Raw genomic sequence first — 17,444 nt, forward strand, 5'->3', positions numbered from 1 at the left:
AGGCGGCGCGGTCCGACGCCCGCCTCACGCGCCGACGACGCTCAGTCGCGCTCGGGCGTTGCCGAGATGCGGTGGATCGACAGATCCGCGCCGTCGAACTCGGCTTCGCGATCGAGCCGCAGGCCGACGGTCGCCTTCAGCGCGCCGTACACCAGCGTGCCGCCCGCGGTGGCGATCGCGATGCCGCCCAGCGTGCCGATCAGCTGCGACATGAACGACACGCCGCCGAGGCCGCCGAGCGCGGGCATCCCGAACACGCCGGCCGCGAGGCCGCCGAGCGCGCCGCACATGCCGTGCAGCGGCCACACGCCGAGCACGTCGTCGATGCGCCACTTGTTCTGCACGCAGGTGAACATCGCGACGAACAGCGCGCCGGCCGCGGCGCCGGTGACGAGCGCCCCGATCGGGTGCATCACGTCGGAGCCCGCGCACACCGCGACGAGGCCGGCGAGCGGGCCGTTGTAGGTGAAGCCCGGGTCGTTGCGGCCGGCCATCCACGCGGCGAGCGTGCCGCCGACCATCGCCATCAGCGAGTTCACGGCGACGAGGCCGCTGATCTTGTCGAGCGTCTGCGCGCTCATCACGTTGAAGCCGAACCAGCCGACCGCCAGCACCCACGCGCCGAGCGCGAGGAACGGAATGTTCGACGGCGGATGCGCGGCGATGCGGCCGTCCTTCGCATAGCGGCCGTGGCGTGCGCCGAGCAGCAGCACGGCCGGCAATGCGACCCAGCCGCCGAAGGCATGGACGACCACCGAGCCCGCGAAATCGTGGAACGGCGCGCCGAAGGCGTGCGTGAGCCACGCCTGCACGCCGAAGCGCTCGTTCCATGCGATCCCTTCGAAGAACGGATAGATGAAGCCGACGATGATCATCGTGGCGACGAGCTGCGGATTGAATTTCGCGCGTTCCGCGATGCCGCCGGACACGATTGCCGGGATGGCCGCGGCGAACGTCAGCAGGAAGAAGAAGCGCACCAGCGCGTAGCCGTTGTGCTGCGACAGTGAGCCGATGTCGTCGAAGAATTCGACGCCGTACGCGATCGTGTAGCCGATGAAGAAGTACGCGAGCGTCGACACCGAGAAGTCGACCAGGATCTTCACCAGCGCGTTGACCTGGTTCTTCTTGCGGACCGTGCCGAGTTCGAGGAAAGCGAAGCCCGCGTGCATCGCGAGCACCATGACGGCGCCGATCAACAGGAACAGTGTGTCGACGCCGGATTTCAGACCATCCATGCCGTTACATCCTTGCGCAAAAAATGGGCAAGGAACGCAAATTTCGAGCCAAGTTGGTGAGTGATTGCGTGTAGTTGGTGCGAAGTGCCGTACGGCGCGGCTTTCGGGTGAGGGTTGCACGAAAACGGGGCGAGCTGCCGACGGCGTCATTTCGGCAGAAAACGCACGCGTGCGGTGCGGAGTGTGCGCAACTGGTGCGCGTGCTGGCGCGTGTGGCGCGTGGTGGTGCGGTGCGATGCGCCGGTCTGGTGCGTCAGTGGCGCGTGAACATGTGGCGCGGGCGGCGCAGCCGCAGCGCGCGGGCGGTCCAATAGGTGGCGACGGCGGCGAGCCCGAGCGCGGCGATTGCCAGCGAGGCGAAGCCGGTGACCGATTGTCCGTGGCCGTCGGGGCCGAGAATGCCCTGCACGACGATCAGCGCCGCCGTCCAGAAGCCGATCACTGCCTGGGCGAGCAGGCGCGCGGATGCGACGCGGCGCGGGCGGCCGTCGTCGCGAAAGCGCCGCGCGGCAGGCGCGCGAAGACACACGAACAGGCTGGTGGCGAGTGCCGCGGCCAGCGCGATGAACCAGTCGATGAGAAAAGCCATGGGGAGCGGGAAGCGAGCGAAACGGTTGTAGGCCTGCCGACTTTAGTAGCGTTGCGCAGGCGCTTGAATCAGACGAATTCGAAATTGCACCGCGTGTTCGATCGCGACGCTTCATGGCCGCGGTGACACAGGCGGTATCATCGACACCGGTCCAACCAACCAGGCCGTACCTGCATGGCCGGAGATTGCTGATGAAGATGAAGACATGGCCGGCGCGACGCGCGCCCGGCGCGATGCTGGCGGCTGCGGCCGCTGCTACGGTGCTGTTGCTCGCGGGCTGCGAGAAGTCCGGTGCGCCGGCGAACCAACCCGATACGGCTGCGAGCGCGGCCGCCGATGCCGCGAACCATGCGGCCCAGGCGCTCGACCAGGTAGCGAGCACCGTGAGCCAGCAGCTCAATGCCGCGAAGGCCGGCATCGCGTCGGCTGCGTCTGCGGTGCCGCCGCTTTCCGCGAGCGGGCTGGCATCGGCCGCGCAGGCGCAGTTCGATGCGGCCGCGTCGGCGGTCGTCGCGCATGCGGCGTCCGAAGCCGGCGCGAAGATGGCCGAGGCGGGCAAGAAGCTCCAGCAGTGGAGCCAGCAGAACGCGGCCGGCGCAAAGCCTGCCAGCGGCCAGTGACGGCGCGCTTGCGCAAGTCGTTAAATGTAATTATAGTTGTTACACATTGTCGCCGGTCGCGGTTCGGGCCGGCGTCGTTGAGCGAGTGACGAATGAATACCAGCAGCCGGTTCGCGTTTGCCGTGCACGTGCTTGCCTTGCTGTCGATGCAGGACGGCGTGCCGTTGTCGTCCGAGATCATCGCGGGCAGCGTGAACACGAACCCGGCGCTGATCCGGCGGCTGCTGTCGATGCTGGCGGCGGCCGGGCTGACCACGTCGCAGCTCGGCGCGGGCGGCGGGGCGCTGCTCGCGCGCGAGCCGGGCGACATCTCGCTGCTCGACGTGTATCGCGCGGTCGACGATGCGCAATTGTTCGCGCTCCATCGCGAGGCGCCGAATCCGGCGTGCATGGTCGGGCGGCACATCCAGGGCGTGCTGATCGACTATATCGGCGATGCGCAGCGCGCGATGGAAGCATCGCTCGCCACGCGCACGCTCGCCGACGTCACGGCGGACGTGCTCGCATCGGAGCAACGCAGCGGCGCGGGGTAGGGCGCCGGCTGGTGAAGGCGCTGGGGCGGCGCCTGGTGGGCCGCGCGGTGGTTCGCGCAACGGAGTTCGCTCCGTTTTTTTCGGCCTTATATGTAATCGCTATAGTTACTTTTATTTCTGGAGAATCGACATGACGCACCATCCATTGAACATCGCGCTGTTCGGCGCCACCGGGATGATCGGCTCGCGCATCGCCGCTGAAGCGGCCCGCCGCGGCCATCGCGTGACCGCGTTGTCGCGCCGACCGGGCGCGGCCGGCGACGGCATCGTCGCGCAGGCGGCCGACCTGTTCGAGCCGGCCAGCATTGCGGCCGTGCTGCCGGGTCACGACGTGGTCGCGAGCGCATACGGCCCGCAGCAGGACGATGCCGCGAAGGTCGTCGCGGCCGCGCGGGCGCTCGTGGCGGGCGCACGGCAGGCCGGGCTGAAGCGGCTCGTCGTGGTCGGCGGCGCGGGTTCGCTCGAAGTCGCGCCCGGCCGGCAACTGGTCGACACCGACGGCTTCCCGCAGGCGTACAAGGCGGTCGCGCTGGCGCATCGCGAAGCGCTCGACTATCTGAAAACGGTCGGCGATCTCGACTGGACGTTCTTCGCGCCCGCCGCACTGATCGCGCCCGGCGAGCGCACCGGCACGTTCCGCACCGGCGCGGGCACGCTGATCGCCGACGCGCACGGCGACAGCCGGATCTCGGCGGAGGATTACGCCGTCGCGTTCGTCGATGCGCTCGAGCAGCACAGCTTCGTGCGCGAGATCGCGACCGTCGCGTATTGACCGCTGCCGCGCCGCCGCGCCGTCCATGCGCGGCGGCCGCCGTTGTCGTGACTTCAGGCGATTTCACCCGAACGGGTGAAGTTGCCTGTTTCGTTTGACGGGCGGCGTAACTCGGCGCCGCCCGCGCCCGAACCGGGATGAGGCGGTGTCCGACGCGCGCGGATTGGTATTTATCCCGGTCGACGGCAGCGAGTGCTTTCCATATTGTTCCCCGTTATGCTGGATGCATAGAAAAAATTTCTATCTACGAGGGACCAGGGAAATGGATGCCATCGATCGCAAGCTGTTGGAGCTGTTGCAGGCGGACGCCACATTGCCGATCGCCGAACTCGCGCAGCGCGTGAACCTGTCGCAGACGCCGTGCTGGAAGCGCGTGCAGCGACTGAAGGAAACCGGCGCGATCCGTGCGCAGGTCGCGCTGTGCGACCCGCGCAAGCTCGGCGTCGGCACCACCGTGTTCGTCGCGATCCGCACGAACCAGCACACCGAGGAGTGGGCCCAGCGCTTTACGCAAGTCGTGCGCGACATGCCGGAAGTCGTCGAGGTCTATCGGATGAGCGGCGAAACCGACTATCTGCTGCGTGTCGTGGTGGCGGGCATCGACGATTACGACCGCGTGTACAAGCAGCTGATCCGCATGGTGCCGCTGTTCGACGTGAGCTCGTCGTTCGCCATGGAGCAGATCAAGTATTCGACCGCGTTGCCGGTGCGCGACGTGTCCGAGCTGGCGTAATGCGGTGCGCGCGCACATCGGTCGGCGCTGTGCGGCGTGTTGCCTGCCCGTCAGCGGCGCGCGCCCGCGCACGGAAACGATGTTCGACGGAAAACCAGGGGCGCAGTGCGACGGCGCAACCCGGCGCGTCGTAACGGGCGCAAGCGCGTAGAATGCCCGCTTCGACGAATTCGACGGAGCCGCACCGGCCATGAACGATCAGCGCAAGAAGAACCCAGTCCGCAACGTGAGCATCCTGATCGTCGTGGCCGTACTCCTGGTGATCGGGACGATCATGTACAACGCGATCTCGCAGAAGCACGCGTACGACGAAGCCCACCCGGCCGAGGCCGCGAGCGCCGCGTCGCACTGACGTCGGCGCGGGCGCGCAGCCGCAGGCGCGTGCTCTACGGGGCGGGCGCGCTGTGCGCGTAAGAGGCGTAAGGCGCGACGGCGCGCTCTGTTGCGTCGGGACCGACGCGGCCGACGCAGCCTGCGCTCGCCTCCGAAGGCTGCCGACGCTGCCCACGCCGGTCCACCGACCGATCGACATCAGCACGGCATCGGCAGCACGTGGAACAGCAGAATGCGCTCACGCACCGTGTTGATCGCGCGCGGAATCACGCGTCACGAGGCACGCGCGGCCGGGAAGATCGGCCGGTCGAACCATTGCGCACCCGCTTAGTCACGCCGGCAGCCGGATGACGCTCGCGTCCTTGCGGATCAGCAGCGATGACGCCAGCATCTGCTTGCACTGGTGCGCGAGAACCTTCAGGTCGTGCGTGAGGTCGGCGCCCACGGCGTCCGATTTTTCCGCCGACACGACCATTTCGTCGAGCGCGCGCGTGATCTGTCTGGTCGTATCGAGATGGTCGGCCGGCGGCGGCTCGCCGGCTTCCGCCTTTTCGAGGTTGTCGAGCACGGCGGACAGGCCGCGATGCAGCGCGTCGTCGTGAACGCGCTGCCCGTCGGCTGAGCATGCGCTGCGAATCAGCGGCGCGGCGGCGGTGATCTGCGCGCCGAGCACGTGGGCCTGTACCAGCAGGTCGTTGAGTTCGGCGACGAAGCGCTGGTGCGCCTTCGGCTCGATCATCATCCGCTGGAACGCCTGCCCGAGGTTCGCGAATGCGATGTGCACGTCCTTGCGCGCGAGGCGGTAGCGATAGTCGTCGTCGAGCGCGGTGGACGGCGCTTCGATCGCCGCGGCAACGACCGGCACGGCAGCCGCGCCGTCCGCGACCGGCACGGCAGGCGCCGAGGCGCCGCGCCCGGCGCGCCACGCCGCCTCGAAATACTTGCGGGTCGATCTCAGCATGTCGGTCACGAGCTTGCCCATCAGCCGGTATTCCCAGTACGGGAAGAGCCGGCTCGCGGCGATCGCGATCATGCAGCCGACCACGGTGTCGATCGCGCGCTCGCCGATGATGCGCATGCTGCCCGGCGCGAGCAGGTGGAACATCAGCAGCACGTACGACGAAGTGAACACGACGCTCGCCGCATAGTTGAACAGCAGCAGGCTGTAGCTCATCACCATCGATCCGAACATGATCGCGATGAGCACGTGCGGCTCCTTCACCGAATAGATCAGCGCGATGCTCGCCGCGCAGCCGATCAGCGTTCCGACGATACGTTGCGCGTTGCGCTGCTTGGTCAGCGAGTAGCCCGGCTTCAGGATGATGATGGTCGTCATCACGATCCAGTAGGCATTCGTGAGCGGCAGCAGCCTGCCGAGCCAGAAGCCGACCGCGACGGCGATCGTCACGCGCAGCGCGTGGCGAAAGCTCGGCGAGCGCATGTTCAGGTTCGAGAAGATCAGCAGCGGCGACATCCGGCGCCGCTGCAGGAACCGCACGAGCGCCTTGTCGATCTTCAGTTCGGTCTGCTGCGGATCGGCGCGGCCCGACAGGTTGCGGCGCATCCGGTCGATCAGCCGCGTCGCGCTCCAGATCCGCCGGAACGTCGCGAGCACGGCCGCGTACGCCTCGGCATTGGCCGCCGCGAAGTTCTTCTTGCGCATCAGCTCGATCTCGTACTCGATCGCGCGCAGTTCGGCCTTCACGCTGATGCGCGAATGCGGCGCGCGGTTCTCGAGCACCGCGAGGCCGATTTCCTCGAGATCGGCCGCCGCCTTGCCGATCAGGTCGCGATAGAAAATGATCAGGTCCGAGCCGCCGAACGTGTTGCGCACGAGCGGATAGTCGGTATGCGCGCCGACGAACAGCTCGTGCAGGTCGACGCTGTTGATGAACAGGTTGTACATCGTCGTGCGGCCGGGATCGAGCTTGCCGCGGCGCAGCTTCGGCAGGTTGCGCAGCACGATGTCGCGGGCGGTTTCCTGCGTTTCGACCGCCGTGATCTGCTTGGCGACGAGATTGCGGTAGCACTCGTCGAGATCCGCGTCGAGGTCGTAGAACTGCGCGCGCGCCTGCAGGTAGTCCGCGCACGCGAACAGGCTCTCCGCGAGCGCCTGCTGCTCGATCCGGCGCGCCTGCCATTGCGACACGATGGTCGCCCAGTACGTGTACCAGAGGCCGCCCGCGAGAATCCAGCCGGCATTGACGAACGCCTGCAGCGGCGTGAAGTTCTCCTCCAGCGTCATCACCATCATGAACAGCGTCGCGAAGCTGATTTGCGGCCAGCGGTTGCCGTACACGACGATCAGCGACAGCACGAACGTGAGCGGGACGATCGTCAGCCACAGCGCGAAGATGTGCGGCGTGGCGAGGCCCGTCGCGAGCGCGGCCAGAAAGCCGATCACGCTGCACGCAAGCATTTCGTTGTGCTTGTACTTCAGCGGGCCCGGCATGTCGACGACGCACGCGCCGAGCGCACCGGTCGAGATCGTGAAGCCGAGCTCCCGGTTGTGAAACACGATCAGGCACAGCACCGCGGGCAGCGACACGCCGAACGCGATTCTCAGCCCACCGAAGAAGTACTGGCTGTAGAGAAACTTTCTGATTTCGACCGAATAGCGCATCGATGAACGTAATGGCAGACGAAGACGCCCGGGACAGCGTATTGACTGGCGACGAGTCTATCGTATTTCGCGGCCCGCAAAACCTGGCCGTTCGGCCGAACTTCGCCGCGCCGCCCCTTTTGCTATCCTTGTCGCTCCTGTTCGCACGGCGTGGCCGACGCGACGCTCCGACACCCGCTTCATGCTCCATCTTTTCTACTCGAACCGTCACGAAACGCTGGCCGATGCGCTGCTCGAGGATCTGGCCGCGTTCCCGGCCCACAACGGCCCGTGGGCGTCGCAACAAGTGATCGTGCCGAGCGCGGCGTTGCGCCGCCGTCTCGAGCTCGACATCGCCGCGCGCCACGGCGTCTGCGCGAACGTCGAGTTCACGTATCTCGCGCAATGGCTGTGGGCGCAGATCGGTCGCGTGTTGACCGTGCCCGCGCGCTCGCCGTTCGCACCGGATCGGCTCGTGTGGCGCTGCTACCGGCGGTTTGCGCAGACTGCGGACGGTGCGCCGTGGTTCGCGTCGCCGCGGCTCGCGGCGTACCTGAGCGCGTCGGACGACGCGATGCGCTATGAGCTGGCGCAGCGTGTCGCGACCGTGCTCGACCACTACCTGACCTATCGGCCGGAATGGCTGGCGGCGTGGCAGGCCGGCGAATCGGTGCTCGCGGGCGATGCCGCACCGCGCGGCATCAGCGACGCGGCGCGCGACGACGAGCGCTGGCAGGCGGCGCTGTGGCGCGCGCTGCTCGCCGAGTTGAGCGACAGCGGCACGCCGCCGGCGCATCGCTTTCTCGTGGAGGCGCGCAATCTCGATGCCGAGACGGTCGAACGCGCCGAGTGGCCGGAATCGGTCTGCGTGTTCGCGCTGCCCACGATGCCGCCGCTGCACGTCGCGCTGCTGCGCGAGCTGTCGCGCTGGATCGACGTGCACATTTACGCGCTCAATCCTTGTCGAGAATTCTGGTTCGACATCGTCACGGCCGCGCATGCGGAGGCGCTCGATGCGGCCGGGCGGCTCGACTATCAGGAGGTCGGCCATCCGCTGCTTGCGGAGTGGGGCCGTCAGACGCAGGCGCAGCTGCACATGCTGCACGAGCTGACCGAAAGCGCCGCGTCGGGCGATGCGTCGCGCTTCGTCGAGAACGCGGCGCCCAGCTGGCTCGCGCGCGTGCAGAACGCGATTCTCGGGCTGCAGCCCGAGGCCGAGCTCGGCGACGCGCCGGCCGAGCGCGGGATCGAGGTGCACGTGTGCCACAGCCTCGCGCGCCAGCTCGAGGTGTTGCACGATCGCCTGCTGGCATGGTTCGACGCCGACGCGACACTGCAGCCGTCCGACGTGCTGGTGGCGGTTGCCGATCTCGCGGCGGCCGGGCCGCTGATCGACGCCGTGTTCGGCACGGCGGGCGCCGGGGCGGCACGCGTGCCGTACCGGATCACCGGGCTGCCGCCGTCGCAGGCGAACCCGGTCGCGCGCGTGCTGCTCGAATGGCTCGCGTTGCCGGACCGGCAGGTCGGCGCGCCCGAGCTGGTCGAATGGTTGCGCGTCGACGCAGTCGCAGCCCGTTACGGCATCGACGCGGCCGCGCTGGAGACGGTGCAGACCTGGCTCGCGGCCGCGGGCGCGCGACGCGGGCTGTCGCCGGCGGTCAGCGACGATGCGGCGGTGCCCGCACCGCGCCATACGTTCGCCGATGCGCTCGCGCGCCTGTTCCTCGGCTATGCGATGCCCGAAGGCGCCGCGCCGATCGGCGCATGGCTGCCGATCGAGGCGGCCACGGGCAGCGAGGCCGAGCTGCTCGGCCGGCTGGCCCGCTTCACCGACGATCTCGACGGGTTCGCGCAGCGGCTTGCCGGTGCGCTCACGCCGCGCGCATGGAGCGAGCTGTTCGCCGATACGCTCGCGCGCTTCTTCGATTCGGGCGCCGCGTATGCCGATGCGCTTGCCGGCGTGCGCGACGCGCTCGACGCGATGCTTGCGGCGATGACCGAAGGTGCGCCGGACGAGGCGCTGCCCGCTGCGGTCGTGCGGGCCGGGCTGGCCGCCGCGCTCGACGATCCGGCGCGTGGCGGCGTGCCGTGGGGCGGCGTGACGTTCTCGTCGCTGACGAGCTTGCGCGGGCTGCCGTACCGCGTGATATGTCTGCTCGGGATGGACGACGGCGTGCTGCCGAGCCTCGCCCGTGCCGACGAGTTCGACCTGATGGCCGTGCTGCCGAAGCTCGGCGACCGGCAGCGCCGCGACGACGAGCGCAACCTGTTCCTCGACCTGCTGCTCGCCGCGCGCGATCGGCTGCTGATCGCGTACACCGGCCGCAGCATCCGCGACAACGCGCCGTTGCCGCCCGCGGCGCTCGTCGACGAACTGCTCGATCACCTCGCGCTCGTCACGGCCGGCGCGGACGCCGCGCCGGAGGCGGTCGACGCCGCGCGCCGCGCGTTCGTCGTCGAACATCCGCTGCAGCCGTTCGCGGCCGAGTATTTCCGGCCCGGCAGCGAACTCGCATCTTACGACGCCGAGCGCGCGACGCTGGCGTCGCTGCTCGCGGCCGAAGCCGCACGCGATGCGTCGCGGGAGCAGCCGTTCTTCGCGCAGCCGCTGGCGGCCGAGCCGGTCGAGCCGGTCGCATTCGGCGAATTCGAACGGTTCTGGCGTCATCCGGCTCGCGCGTTGTTGCGCGCGCGGCTCGGCATCGTGTTGTCCGACGCGCAGGCGGAATTGCTCGACACCGAGCCATTCGCGCTCGACTTCGCCGGCAGCGACGCGCTCGCCGAGCGCCTGCTGCCGCTGCTGATCGAATCCGACGAGCGCGACGTGCACGATCACGCGTTGCGCATCGCCGACGCGAGCCCCGAACTGCCGGGCGGCGCGACGGGCGCCGTGTGGCGCGACCAGGCGCTCGGCTCGATGACGCAGCTCGCGTCGAACGTGCGTCGTGCGCTCGCCGAAGGCGTCGCGCGGCGGCCGTTCACGCTCACGATCGCGCCTGCATGGCCCGAAACCGCCGATGAACTGTTCGGCGTGCACGACGCGATGCTGTCGGCCGATGCGGTGAGCGCGCCGCTCGAGTTGCACGGCACGCTGAACCGGCTCACGCCGGCCGGTCAGGTGATCTATCGCTACGCACGCCCGAGCGCGCGGGATTACTTGTCGGCGTGGCTGGCGCACCTCGTCTACTGCGCGGTGGAGCCCGACGGGCCGCGCCGCTCGCTGTGGTTCGGCAGCGGCGGGGCATTCGAGCTCACGCCGGTCGCGGCGCCGCTCGAGCGGCTCGCGCCGCTCGCCGCGCTGTTTCGCGCGGGCCGCCGCATGCCGCTGCGGTTCTTTCCGCGCAGCGCATGGGCGTGCGTGTCCGACGGCGACGCGAAGGCCGCGAGCGTGTGGATCAACGAACGTGTGGCGAGCGAGGCGGACGATCCGGCCATCGCGATCGCGTGGCGCGGTGCGCACCCGTCTCTCGACGAGCCGTTCGGCACGCTCGCGCGGCTCGTATTCGAGCCGATGCTCGAACATCTGAAGGAGCTCGAATGAACGCCGCATCCAGATCGCCGGCGGCGCTCGAACTCGACGTGTTCGCATGCCCGCTCGACGGCGTCAACCAGATCGAGGCCTCGGCCGGTACCGGCAAGACGTGGAACATCTGCGCGCTCTACGTGCGGCTGCTGCTCGAAAAGGATCTCGGCGCGGACGAAATCCTCGTGGTGACGTTCACGAAGGCCGCGACCGCCGAACTCCACGAGCGCATTCGCGGCCGGCTGGCGCAACTCGCGCATGCGCTCGATACGGGCGACGACGGCGGCGACCCGTTCGTCGCACGACTGCTGGAGACGACGCTCGGCGAAGGCGGCGCGCTCGATCCCGACACGGCGGCGAAGCGGATCCGGCGCGCGCTTCGCGCGTTCGATCAGGCGGCCATCCACACGATCCACGCGTTCTGCCAGCGCGCGCTCCAGGAGGCGCCGTTCGCCGCCGCGATGCCGTTCGCATTCGACATGCAGGCCGACGATGCGGCGCTGCGCTTCGAACTGGCCGCCGACTTCTGGCGCACGCGCGTCGAACCGATGGCCGCCCGCTGGCCGCGCTTCGCGACGTGGCTCGTCGATTCGGGCGCGGGCCCGGCCGCGCTCGATGCGCAGCTGGCGCGTCGGCTGAAGAAGCCGCTGGCCGCGCTGCGCTGGGACGGCGTCGCCGAGCCCGACGAGTCGGCGGAGGCCGCGGCCGCCGCCTGCTTCGAGCAGGCCGCACAAATGTGGGCCGACGAGCGCGATGCGATCGATGCGCTGCTGCGCGCCGCGCAGCCGGCGCTCAACCAGCGCTCGCACAAGCCCGAGGCGATCGCCGATGCGTTCGGCGCGTGGTCTGCGCACTTCGCGCAGCGCAATGCCGCGGCCGCGCTGCCGAAGGCCGCGCTCAGGCTCACGCGCACGGCGCTCGTGAAGGCGACCAAAAAAGGCGGCGCGACGCCCGAACACGCGTTCTTCGACGTGGCCGATGCGCTCGAAGCAGCGGTCGCGGCAGCCGACGCCGCGCAGCGCGCCCGCTGGCTCGCGCTGGTCGCCGACTGGCTCGACAGCGCACCGGCCGAGTTGGCGGAACGCAAGCGCACGCGCCGGGTCGTGTCGTTCGACGATCTGCTCGCGAACCTGTATCAGGCGCTGCAGGCGCACCCGTGGCTCGGCGAGACGCTGCGTGCGCGCTATCCGGCCGCGCTGATCGACGAATTCCAGGATACCGACCCGCTGCAGTTCGCGATCTTCGACCGGATCTTCGCGCCGCGCGGTCCGCTGTTTCTCGTCGGCGATCCGAAGCAGGCGATCTACAGCTTCCGCGCGGCCGATCTGCACACTTATCTCGCCGCGCGCGCACGCGCGAGCGCGTGCTACACGCTCGCGGTCAACCAGCGTTCGACGCCGGCGATCGTCGACGCGTGCAACCGCTTCTTCATGTCGAATCCGCACGCGTTCGTGCTCGACGGGCTCGACTATTACGCGGTGCGTGCCGGCACGCGCGTGCGGGCGCCGTTCATCGACGAGACAGATCCGGGTCCGGCCGGCGATTTCCGGATCTGGGCGTTGCCGGGCGGCGACGGCACACTGCACAAGCGCGAGGCGCAGGCACAGGCCGCGCAGGCGTGCGCGGCCGAGATTGCGCGGCTGATGCGCGGCGCGCGCGACGGGCACGCGCGGCTCGGCGATACGCCGCTGTCGCCGGGCGACATCGCGGTGCTGGTGCAGACGCACCGACAGGGCAGCCTCGTGAAGCGCGTGCTCGCCACCTGGGGCATCGGCAGCGTCGAGCTTGCGCAGGCATCGGTATTCTCGACGGGTGACGCGGAGCAGCTCGAGCGCGTGCTCGCGGCGATCGACGCGCCGGGCGACCTGCGGCGCTTGCGTGCCGCGCTCGCCGCCGACTGGTTCGGCCTCGATGCCGATGCGCTGTGGCGCATGGAGCAGGGCGATGGCGACGCATCGCGCGATGCGGCGGACGGCGCGGATGCGATGAGCTGGGTCGAGCGCTTCTCGCGTTACCGGCTGCTGTGGCGCGAGCGCGGCTTCGCGGTGATGTGGCGCACGTTCACGCGCGAGCTGCGGATCGCCGAGCGGCTGATGGCCGGCGCGGACGGCGAGCGCCGCGTGACCGACATCAACCATCTTGCCGAGCTGACGCAGGCGCGCGCGTCCGCGCAGCCGGGCATCGCTCCGACGCTGCGCTGGCTCGCCGCGCAACGGCTCGACGGCGGCGGCGAGGAGGCGCAGCTGCGTCTCGAATCCGACCGCAACCTCGTGCAGATCGTCACCGTCCACAAATCGAAGGGCCTCGAATACGCGGTCGTGTTCTGTCCGTTCCTGAACGACGGCGGGCTACGCGAGCCGCCGACGTCGGCGCTGCCCGACGCACGCGAGTATCACGACGACGCAGGCGATGCGGTGCTGCATTACGGATGCGACGACGAAGCCGCCGCGCACGCGGCGCGGCAGGTTTTGCGCGAGCAGGCGGCGGAGCGCGCGCGGCTCGTCTACGTGGCGCTCACGCGCGCCGTCTATCGCTGCTATCTGGTCGCCGGGCCGTATCTGTCGTCGCGCTCGACGCGCGAGGCGCGCCGCAGCGTGCTCAACTGGCTCGTGGCCGGCGCGGGCCGCTCGTTCGACGCGTGGCTCGACGAGCCGCCCGACGAGGCGGAACTCGGCGCAGCATGGCAGGCGCTCGCGGGTGGGCCGCTCAGCGTGGCGCCGTTGCCGGTGCCCGCGCGCCGCGAACGCGTGGCGGCCGGCCATGACGACTCGCAAGCGCTGGCGGCGCGCCGCGCGACGCGCATGTTGCGCGACGCGTGGCGCATCGCGAGTTTCAGTTCGCTGACCGCGTCGATGGCGCGCGAGGAAGCGGGCGTCGCGAGCGTGCCGGACGACGAGTTGCGGCCCGATCACGATGCACTTGCCGCGGTGAGCGCGGACCTCGCGCTCGTCGGCGCCGACACGGTCGTGTCGGCGCCGCCCGACGACGACATCCTGACGTTTCCGCGCGGCGCTGCGGCGGGCGAGTGCCTGCACCGCTTGTTCGAACTGAGTCGCTTCACCGAGCCCGATTCGTGGCTCCAGGCCGCGCTCGGCGCGTTGCACGACCGGCCGGTCGAGGCCGAGCCCGACCTCGCGGTGCGGCTGCCGGCGATGATGGTGCGGCTCGTCGACGACGTCGTGCACACGGAACTCGTGCCGGGCATGCGGCTCGCGGATCTCGATCCGGCGAGGCGGCTCGACGAAATGGGCTTCCTGTTTCCGGCGCCGTCGCTCGAGCTTGGCGCCTTGCGCCGGCTGCTGGTCGCGCACGGTTATCCGGACGTCGCGCTGGAGGCCGGTGCGCTCGCGGGCTTCATCAAGGGTTTCATCGACATGATCGTCGAACACGACGGGCGCTTCTGGATCGTCGACTGGAAGTCGAACCACCTCGGCAATACGCCGGACGCGTACGGCCCGCGCGCGCTCGACGCTGCGATGGCCGATCACGCATATCACCTGCAGGCGCTGCTCTATACGGTCGCGCTGCATCGTTACCTGCGCGCGCGCTTGCCCGATTACGACTACGACACGCATATGGCCGGCTACCTGTATCTGTTCGTGCGCGGCGTGCGGCCCGGCTGGCGCAGCGCCGGCATGCCGGCCGGCGTCCATGCGGGGCGGCCGACCCGCGAACTCGTCGACGCGCTCGACCGGATGATGGAAGGGGGCCGCGCATGAACGCGTCCGACGACACGCTCGAATTCACCGGTGGCCTGGTTGCGCGCCTGCCCGAGCCGGCGGATTTCGGCATAGCGCTGGCCGAGGGTTTCGCGCGCCGCATCGGCGAGTTGTCGCGTCGCGCGGGCGCGCCGGCCGCGGCTGCGCGCTGGGCCGCGCGCGCCGCGTTCGCGGCGAGCCGCGCGACGGCGGGCGGCCATGTGTGCGTCGCGCTCGGCGCGCTCGCGCATCGCTACGATGAGCCCGTCGACGACGTGCGCGCGGCGCTGGCAGCGAGCGGGCTGGTTGCCTATGGCACGCTCGAGCGCGGTGACGAGCGGCCGCTGATCGTCGACCGGCACGACCGGCTGTATCTGTCGCGCTATTTCGATTACGAGCGGCGTCTCGCCGAGGCGCTGGTGGCCCAGGCCGACGCGGCCGCACCGGACGACGCGCTGTCTTCCGAGCGCTTGCGTGCGAGCCTCGCGCGTTACTTCGGACCGGCGACCGGCGAGGTCGACTGGCAGCGCGTCGCGGCGATCGTCGCGCTTACCGGACGCGTGACGATCGTCAGCGGCGGGCCGGGCACCGGCAAGACGACGACCGTGGTCGGCGTGCTCGCTTGTCTGCTCGATGCGCAGCCGGGGCTTCGCATCGCGCTGGCCGCGCCTACCGGCAAGGCCGCGCAGCGGATGCAGGAAGCGCTGCACGCGCGCTCGGGCGATCTCCCGCCGGAGCTGGCGGCGCGCCTGCCCGAGACGTCGTATACGCTGCATCGCCTGCTGGGCGGCGGCGGGTCGACGGGCTTCCGGCATCATCGCGACAATCCGTTGCCGTACGACCTGATCGTGGTCGACGAGGCGTCGATGATCGACGTCGCGCTCGCCGCGCATCTGCTCGACGCGCTCGCACCGGGCGCGCGGCTCGTGCTGCTCGGCGACAAGGACCAGCTCGCGGCCGTCGAGGCCGGCGCCGTATTCGCGGAGCTCAGCGCGCGGCCGACCTTCAGTGCCGCTGCGCGCACGCGCATCGCGGCGGCGCTCGGCATCGCCGAAGGCGCGTTTGCTGTGGCATTGCCGGTGCCGGACGGCGATGCGGCGAATGCGGTTGCTGCTGTGGCTCCGGTTTCGACTTCAGCTCCCGCTCCCGCTCCCGCTCCAGACCGAACCGTTCCGCATGCTGCCGCGAGTACCGCACGCAAGCCGTCGACGCGGCGAAGTGCGGATCCGCGACAGGCGTCGTTGTTCGACGACGCGCCGCAGGCCGAAGCGGATGTGCCTGATCCGGCCGTCCCGTCTGCGGCGTCCGCACCGCCTGGCGGGCCAACTGCCACCGAACGCCCGATCGGCGATCCCGCATGGATCGAGGCCGACGAGCTCGCGTGGCTCGACGCGGTGGAGCTTGCGCCATTCGAACCGGGTGACGCTGAAACGGCGGCGCTCGCATCGGCCGCCGCATCGCTCGCGGTCGGTGCCGATACAGCGCCGCCCGCGCTCGCCCCCGCGCCGCTGGCCGACTGCGTCGTGTGGCTCGAACGCAACTACCGCTTCGGCCTCGATTCGCCGATCGGACGGCTGTCGCTCGCGATCCGTCGCGGCGACGTGCAGGCCGCGCTCGATGCGTTGCCCGCCGACGATGCGGCCGCCGCGTCGTTCCATGACGACGCCGGCGACACGCTCGCGCCGTCCACCGTCGAGCGGCTTGCACGCCGGTTCGGCGCGTACCTCGCTGCGTTGCGCACCGCGTTGTCCGAGACGGTACCCGATCCGCTGCCGCTGTTCGATGCGCTCAACCGTTTCCGGATCCTGTGCGCGACGCGCACGGGCTCGCGCGGCGCCGAGCACGTCAACGCGCTGGTGGCCGCGCATGTGCGGCAGGCGGCGCGCGTGCCGCTCGCGGTCGGCGCGCACTGGTTCACCGGGCGGCCGATCATGGTGACGCGCAACGATTACGCGCTCGGGCTGTTCAACGGCGACATCGGCATCGCGTTGCCTGACGCGCAGGGCGTGCTGCGCGTATGGTTCCGGCGCGCGGACGGCACCGCGCGCGCGGTGTCGCCGGCCGCGTTGCCGCCGCACGAAACGGCATTCGCGCTGACGGTCCACAAGTCGCAGGGGTCGGAATTCGACGAGGCCGCACTGGTGCTGCCGGCGTCGTTCGGCCGCGTGCTGACGCGCGAGCTCGTCTATACGGCCGTCACGCGCGCACGGACGCGCGTGCAGGTGATCGGCCCGCGGCGCGTGCTGGCGCAGGCGGTTGCGACGCGCACGCAGCGCGACTCGGGGCTGGCGGCCCGCGTCGACGAGGCGCTCGCGCGCCGCCGCACGGAGACGTCACGATGATGATCCGCTACACGCTCGATCCGGCCGACGTCGAATGGACGGCCGTGCGCGCGCAGGGCGCAGGCGGCCAGAACGTGAACAAGGTGTCGAGCGCGATACACCTGCGTTTCGATATCCGCGCGTCGTCGCTGCCGCCGGTGCTCAAGGAGCGGCTGCTCGCGCTGTCCGACCAGCGCATCACGCGCGATGGCATCGTCGTGATCAAGTCGCAGGAGTACCGCACGCAGGAGAAAAACCGCGAGGCGGCGCTCGCGCGGCTCGACGCGCTGATCGGCAGCGTCGCGTTCACGCCGCGCGCGCGGGTCGCGACGCGGCCGACGCGCGCATCGAAGGAGCGGCGCCTCGAGCACAAGTCGCGCCGCAGCGTCGTGAAGTCGGGAAGAGGGAAGGTGATCGACTGACGAAATGCCAGCGCGGTTGGCTGTCGGTCGCCGACCGCTGGCCGCCAACCGCCAACCGCCAAC

At 70.0% G+C, this 17,444-nt stretch carries 12 protein-coding genes; 9 read left to right on the plus strand and 3 right to left on the minus strand.

From position 1 onward, the window contains the following. Positions 1 to 41 precede the first annotated feature (41 nt). Both MYA_RS05340 and MYA_RS05345 read right to left on the minus strand, forming a co-directional pair. Complete coding sequence (locus tag MYA_RS05340) at positions 42 to 1,235, minus strand: ammonium transporter (protein WP_011884058.1); 1,194 nt, start codon at positions 1,233 to 1,235, stop codon at positions 42 to 44. Between the two features lie 253 nt (positions 1,236 to 1,488). Continuing rightward, a complete protein-coding gene (locus MYA_RS05345) occupies positions 1,489 to 1,824 on the minus strand; it encodes a hypothetical protein (protein WP_011884061.1) in 336 nt (111 codons plus the stop codon). Positions 1,825 to 2,015: 191 nt separating this feature from the next. Between MYA_RS05345 and MYA_RS05350 the strand changes: the two genes are divergently transcribed. The 5 genes from MYA_RS05350 (at position 2,016) to MYA_RS31900 (ending at position 4,834) form a co-directional block, all read left to right on the plus strand. Then, positions 2,016 to 2,444 carry a hypothetical protein gene (locus tag MYA_RS05350; protein WP_011884063.1) on the plus strand — a complete coding sequence of 143 codons (429 nt, stop codon included), beginning with the start codon at positions 2,016 to 2,018 and terminating at the stop codon, positions 2,442 to 2,444. A gap of 92 nt (positions 2,445 to 2,536) precedes the next feature. Then, positions 2,537 to 2,977: an Rrf2 family transcriptional regulator gene (locus MYA_RS05355; protein ID WP_011884064.1), complete on the plus strand. Its 441-nt coding sequence runs from the start codon at positions 2,537 to 2,539 to the stop codon at positions 2,975 to 2,977. A gap of 130 nt (positions 2,978 to 3,107) precedes the next feature. After that, complete coding sequence (locus MYA_RS05360) at positions 3,108 to 3,749, plus strand: NAD(P)-dependent oxidoreductase (protein WP_014722766.1); 642 nt, start codon at positions 3,108 to 3,110, stop codon at positions 3,747 to 3,749. Between the two features lie 262 nt (positions 3,750 to 4,011). Beyond that, positions 4,012 to 4,482, plus strand: a complete 471-nt coding sequence (locus MYA_RS05365; RefSeq protein ID WP_014722767.1) for an Lrp/AsnC family transcriptional regulator — start codon at positions 4,012 to 4,014, stop codon at positions 4,480 to 4,482. 190 nt (positions 4,483 to 4,672) lie between these two features. Further along, on the plus strand, positions 4,673 to 4,834 hold the full coding sequence (locus tag MYA_RS31900; RefSeq protein WP_011884072.1) for a hypothetical protein: 162 nt from the start codon (positions 4,673 to 4,675) through the stop codon (positions 4,832 to 4,834). 312 nt (positions 4,835 to 5,146) lie between these two features. On the opposite strand, the gene MYA_RS05370 is transcribed toward MYA_RS31900, so the two are convergent. After that, positions 5,147 to 7,438, minus strand: coding sequence for an FUSC family protein (locus MYA_RS05370; protein ID WP_014722768.1), 2,292 nt, complete (start codon positions 7,436 to 7,438; stop codon positions 5,147 to 5,149). A gap of 181 nt (positions 7,439 to 7,619) precedes the next feature. Here MYA_RS05370 and recC point away from each other — a divergent pair, with 181 nt between their 5' ends. Genes recC through arfB form a run of 4 tightly spaced genes read left to right on the plus strand, consistent with a single transcriptional unit; the run spans position 7,620 to position 17,381 of the window. Further along, positions 7,620 to 10,958 carry an exodeoxyribonuclease V subunit gamma gene (recC, locus tag MYA_RS05375; RefSeq protein WP_014722769.1) on the plus strand — a complete coding sequence of 1,113 codons (3,339 nt, stop codon included), beginning with the start codon at positions 7,620 to 7,622 and terminating at the stop codon, positions 10,956 to 10,958. Further along, a complete protein-coding gene (gene recB, locus MYA_RS05380) occupies positions 10,955 to 14,659 on the plus strand; it encodes an exodeoxyribonuclease V subunit beta (RefSeq protein ID WP_014722770.1) in 3,705 nt (1,234 codons plus the stop codon). Before recC ends, recB begins: the two co-directional genes overlap by 4 nt. Next, positions 14,656 to 16,980 (plus strand): AAA family ATPase, encoded by a 2,325-nt coding sequence (locus tag MYA_RS05385; protein ID WP_014722771.1) that lies wholly within the window; start codon positions 14,656 to 14,658, stop codon positions 16,978 to 16,980. The genes recB and MYA_RS05385 overlap by 4 nt, the downstream gene beginning before the upstream one ends. Beyond that, complete coding sequence (gene arfB, locus MYA_RS05390) at positions 16,977 to 17,381, plus strand: alternative ribosome rescue aminoacyl-tRNA hydrolase ArfB (RefSeq protein WP_011884080.1); 405 nt, start codon at positions 16,977 to 16,979, stop codon at positions 17,379 to 17,381. Before MYA_RS05385 ends, arfB begins: the two co-directional genes overlap by 4 nt. Positions 17,382 to 17,444: the final 63 nt, after the last annotated feature.

This window comes from Burkholderia sp. KJ006 (genome assembly GCF_000262695.1).
GTDB lineage: Bacteria > Pseudomonadota > Gammaproteobacteria > Burkholderiales > Burkholderiaceae > Burkholderia > Burkholderia vietnamiensis.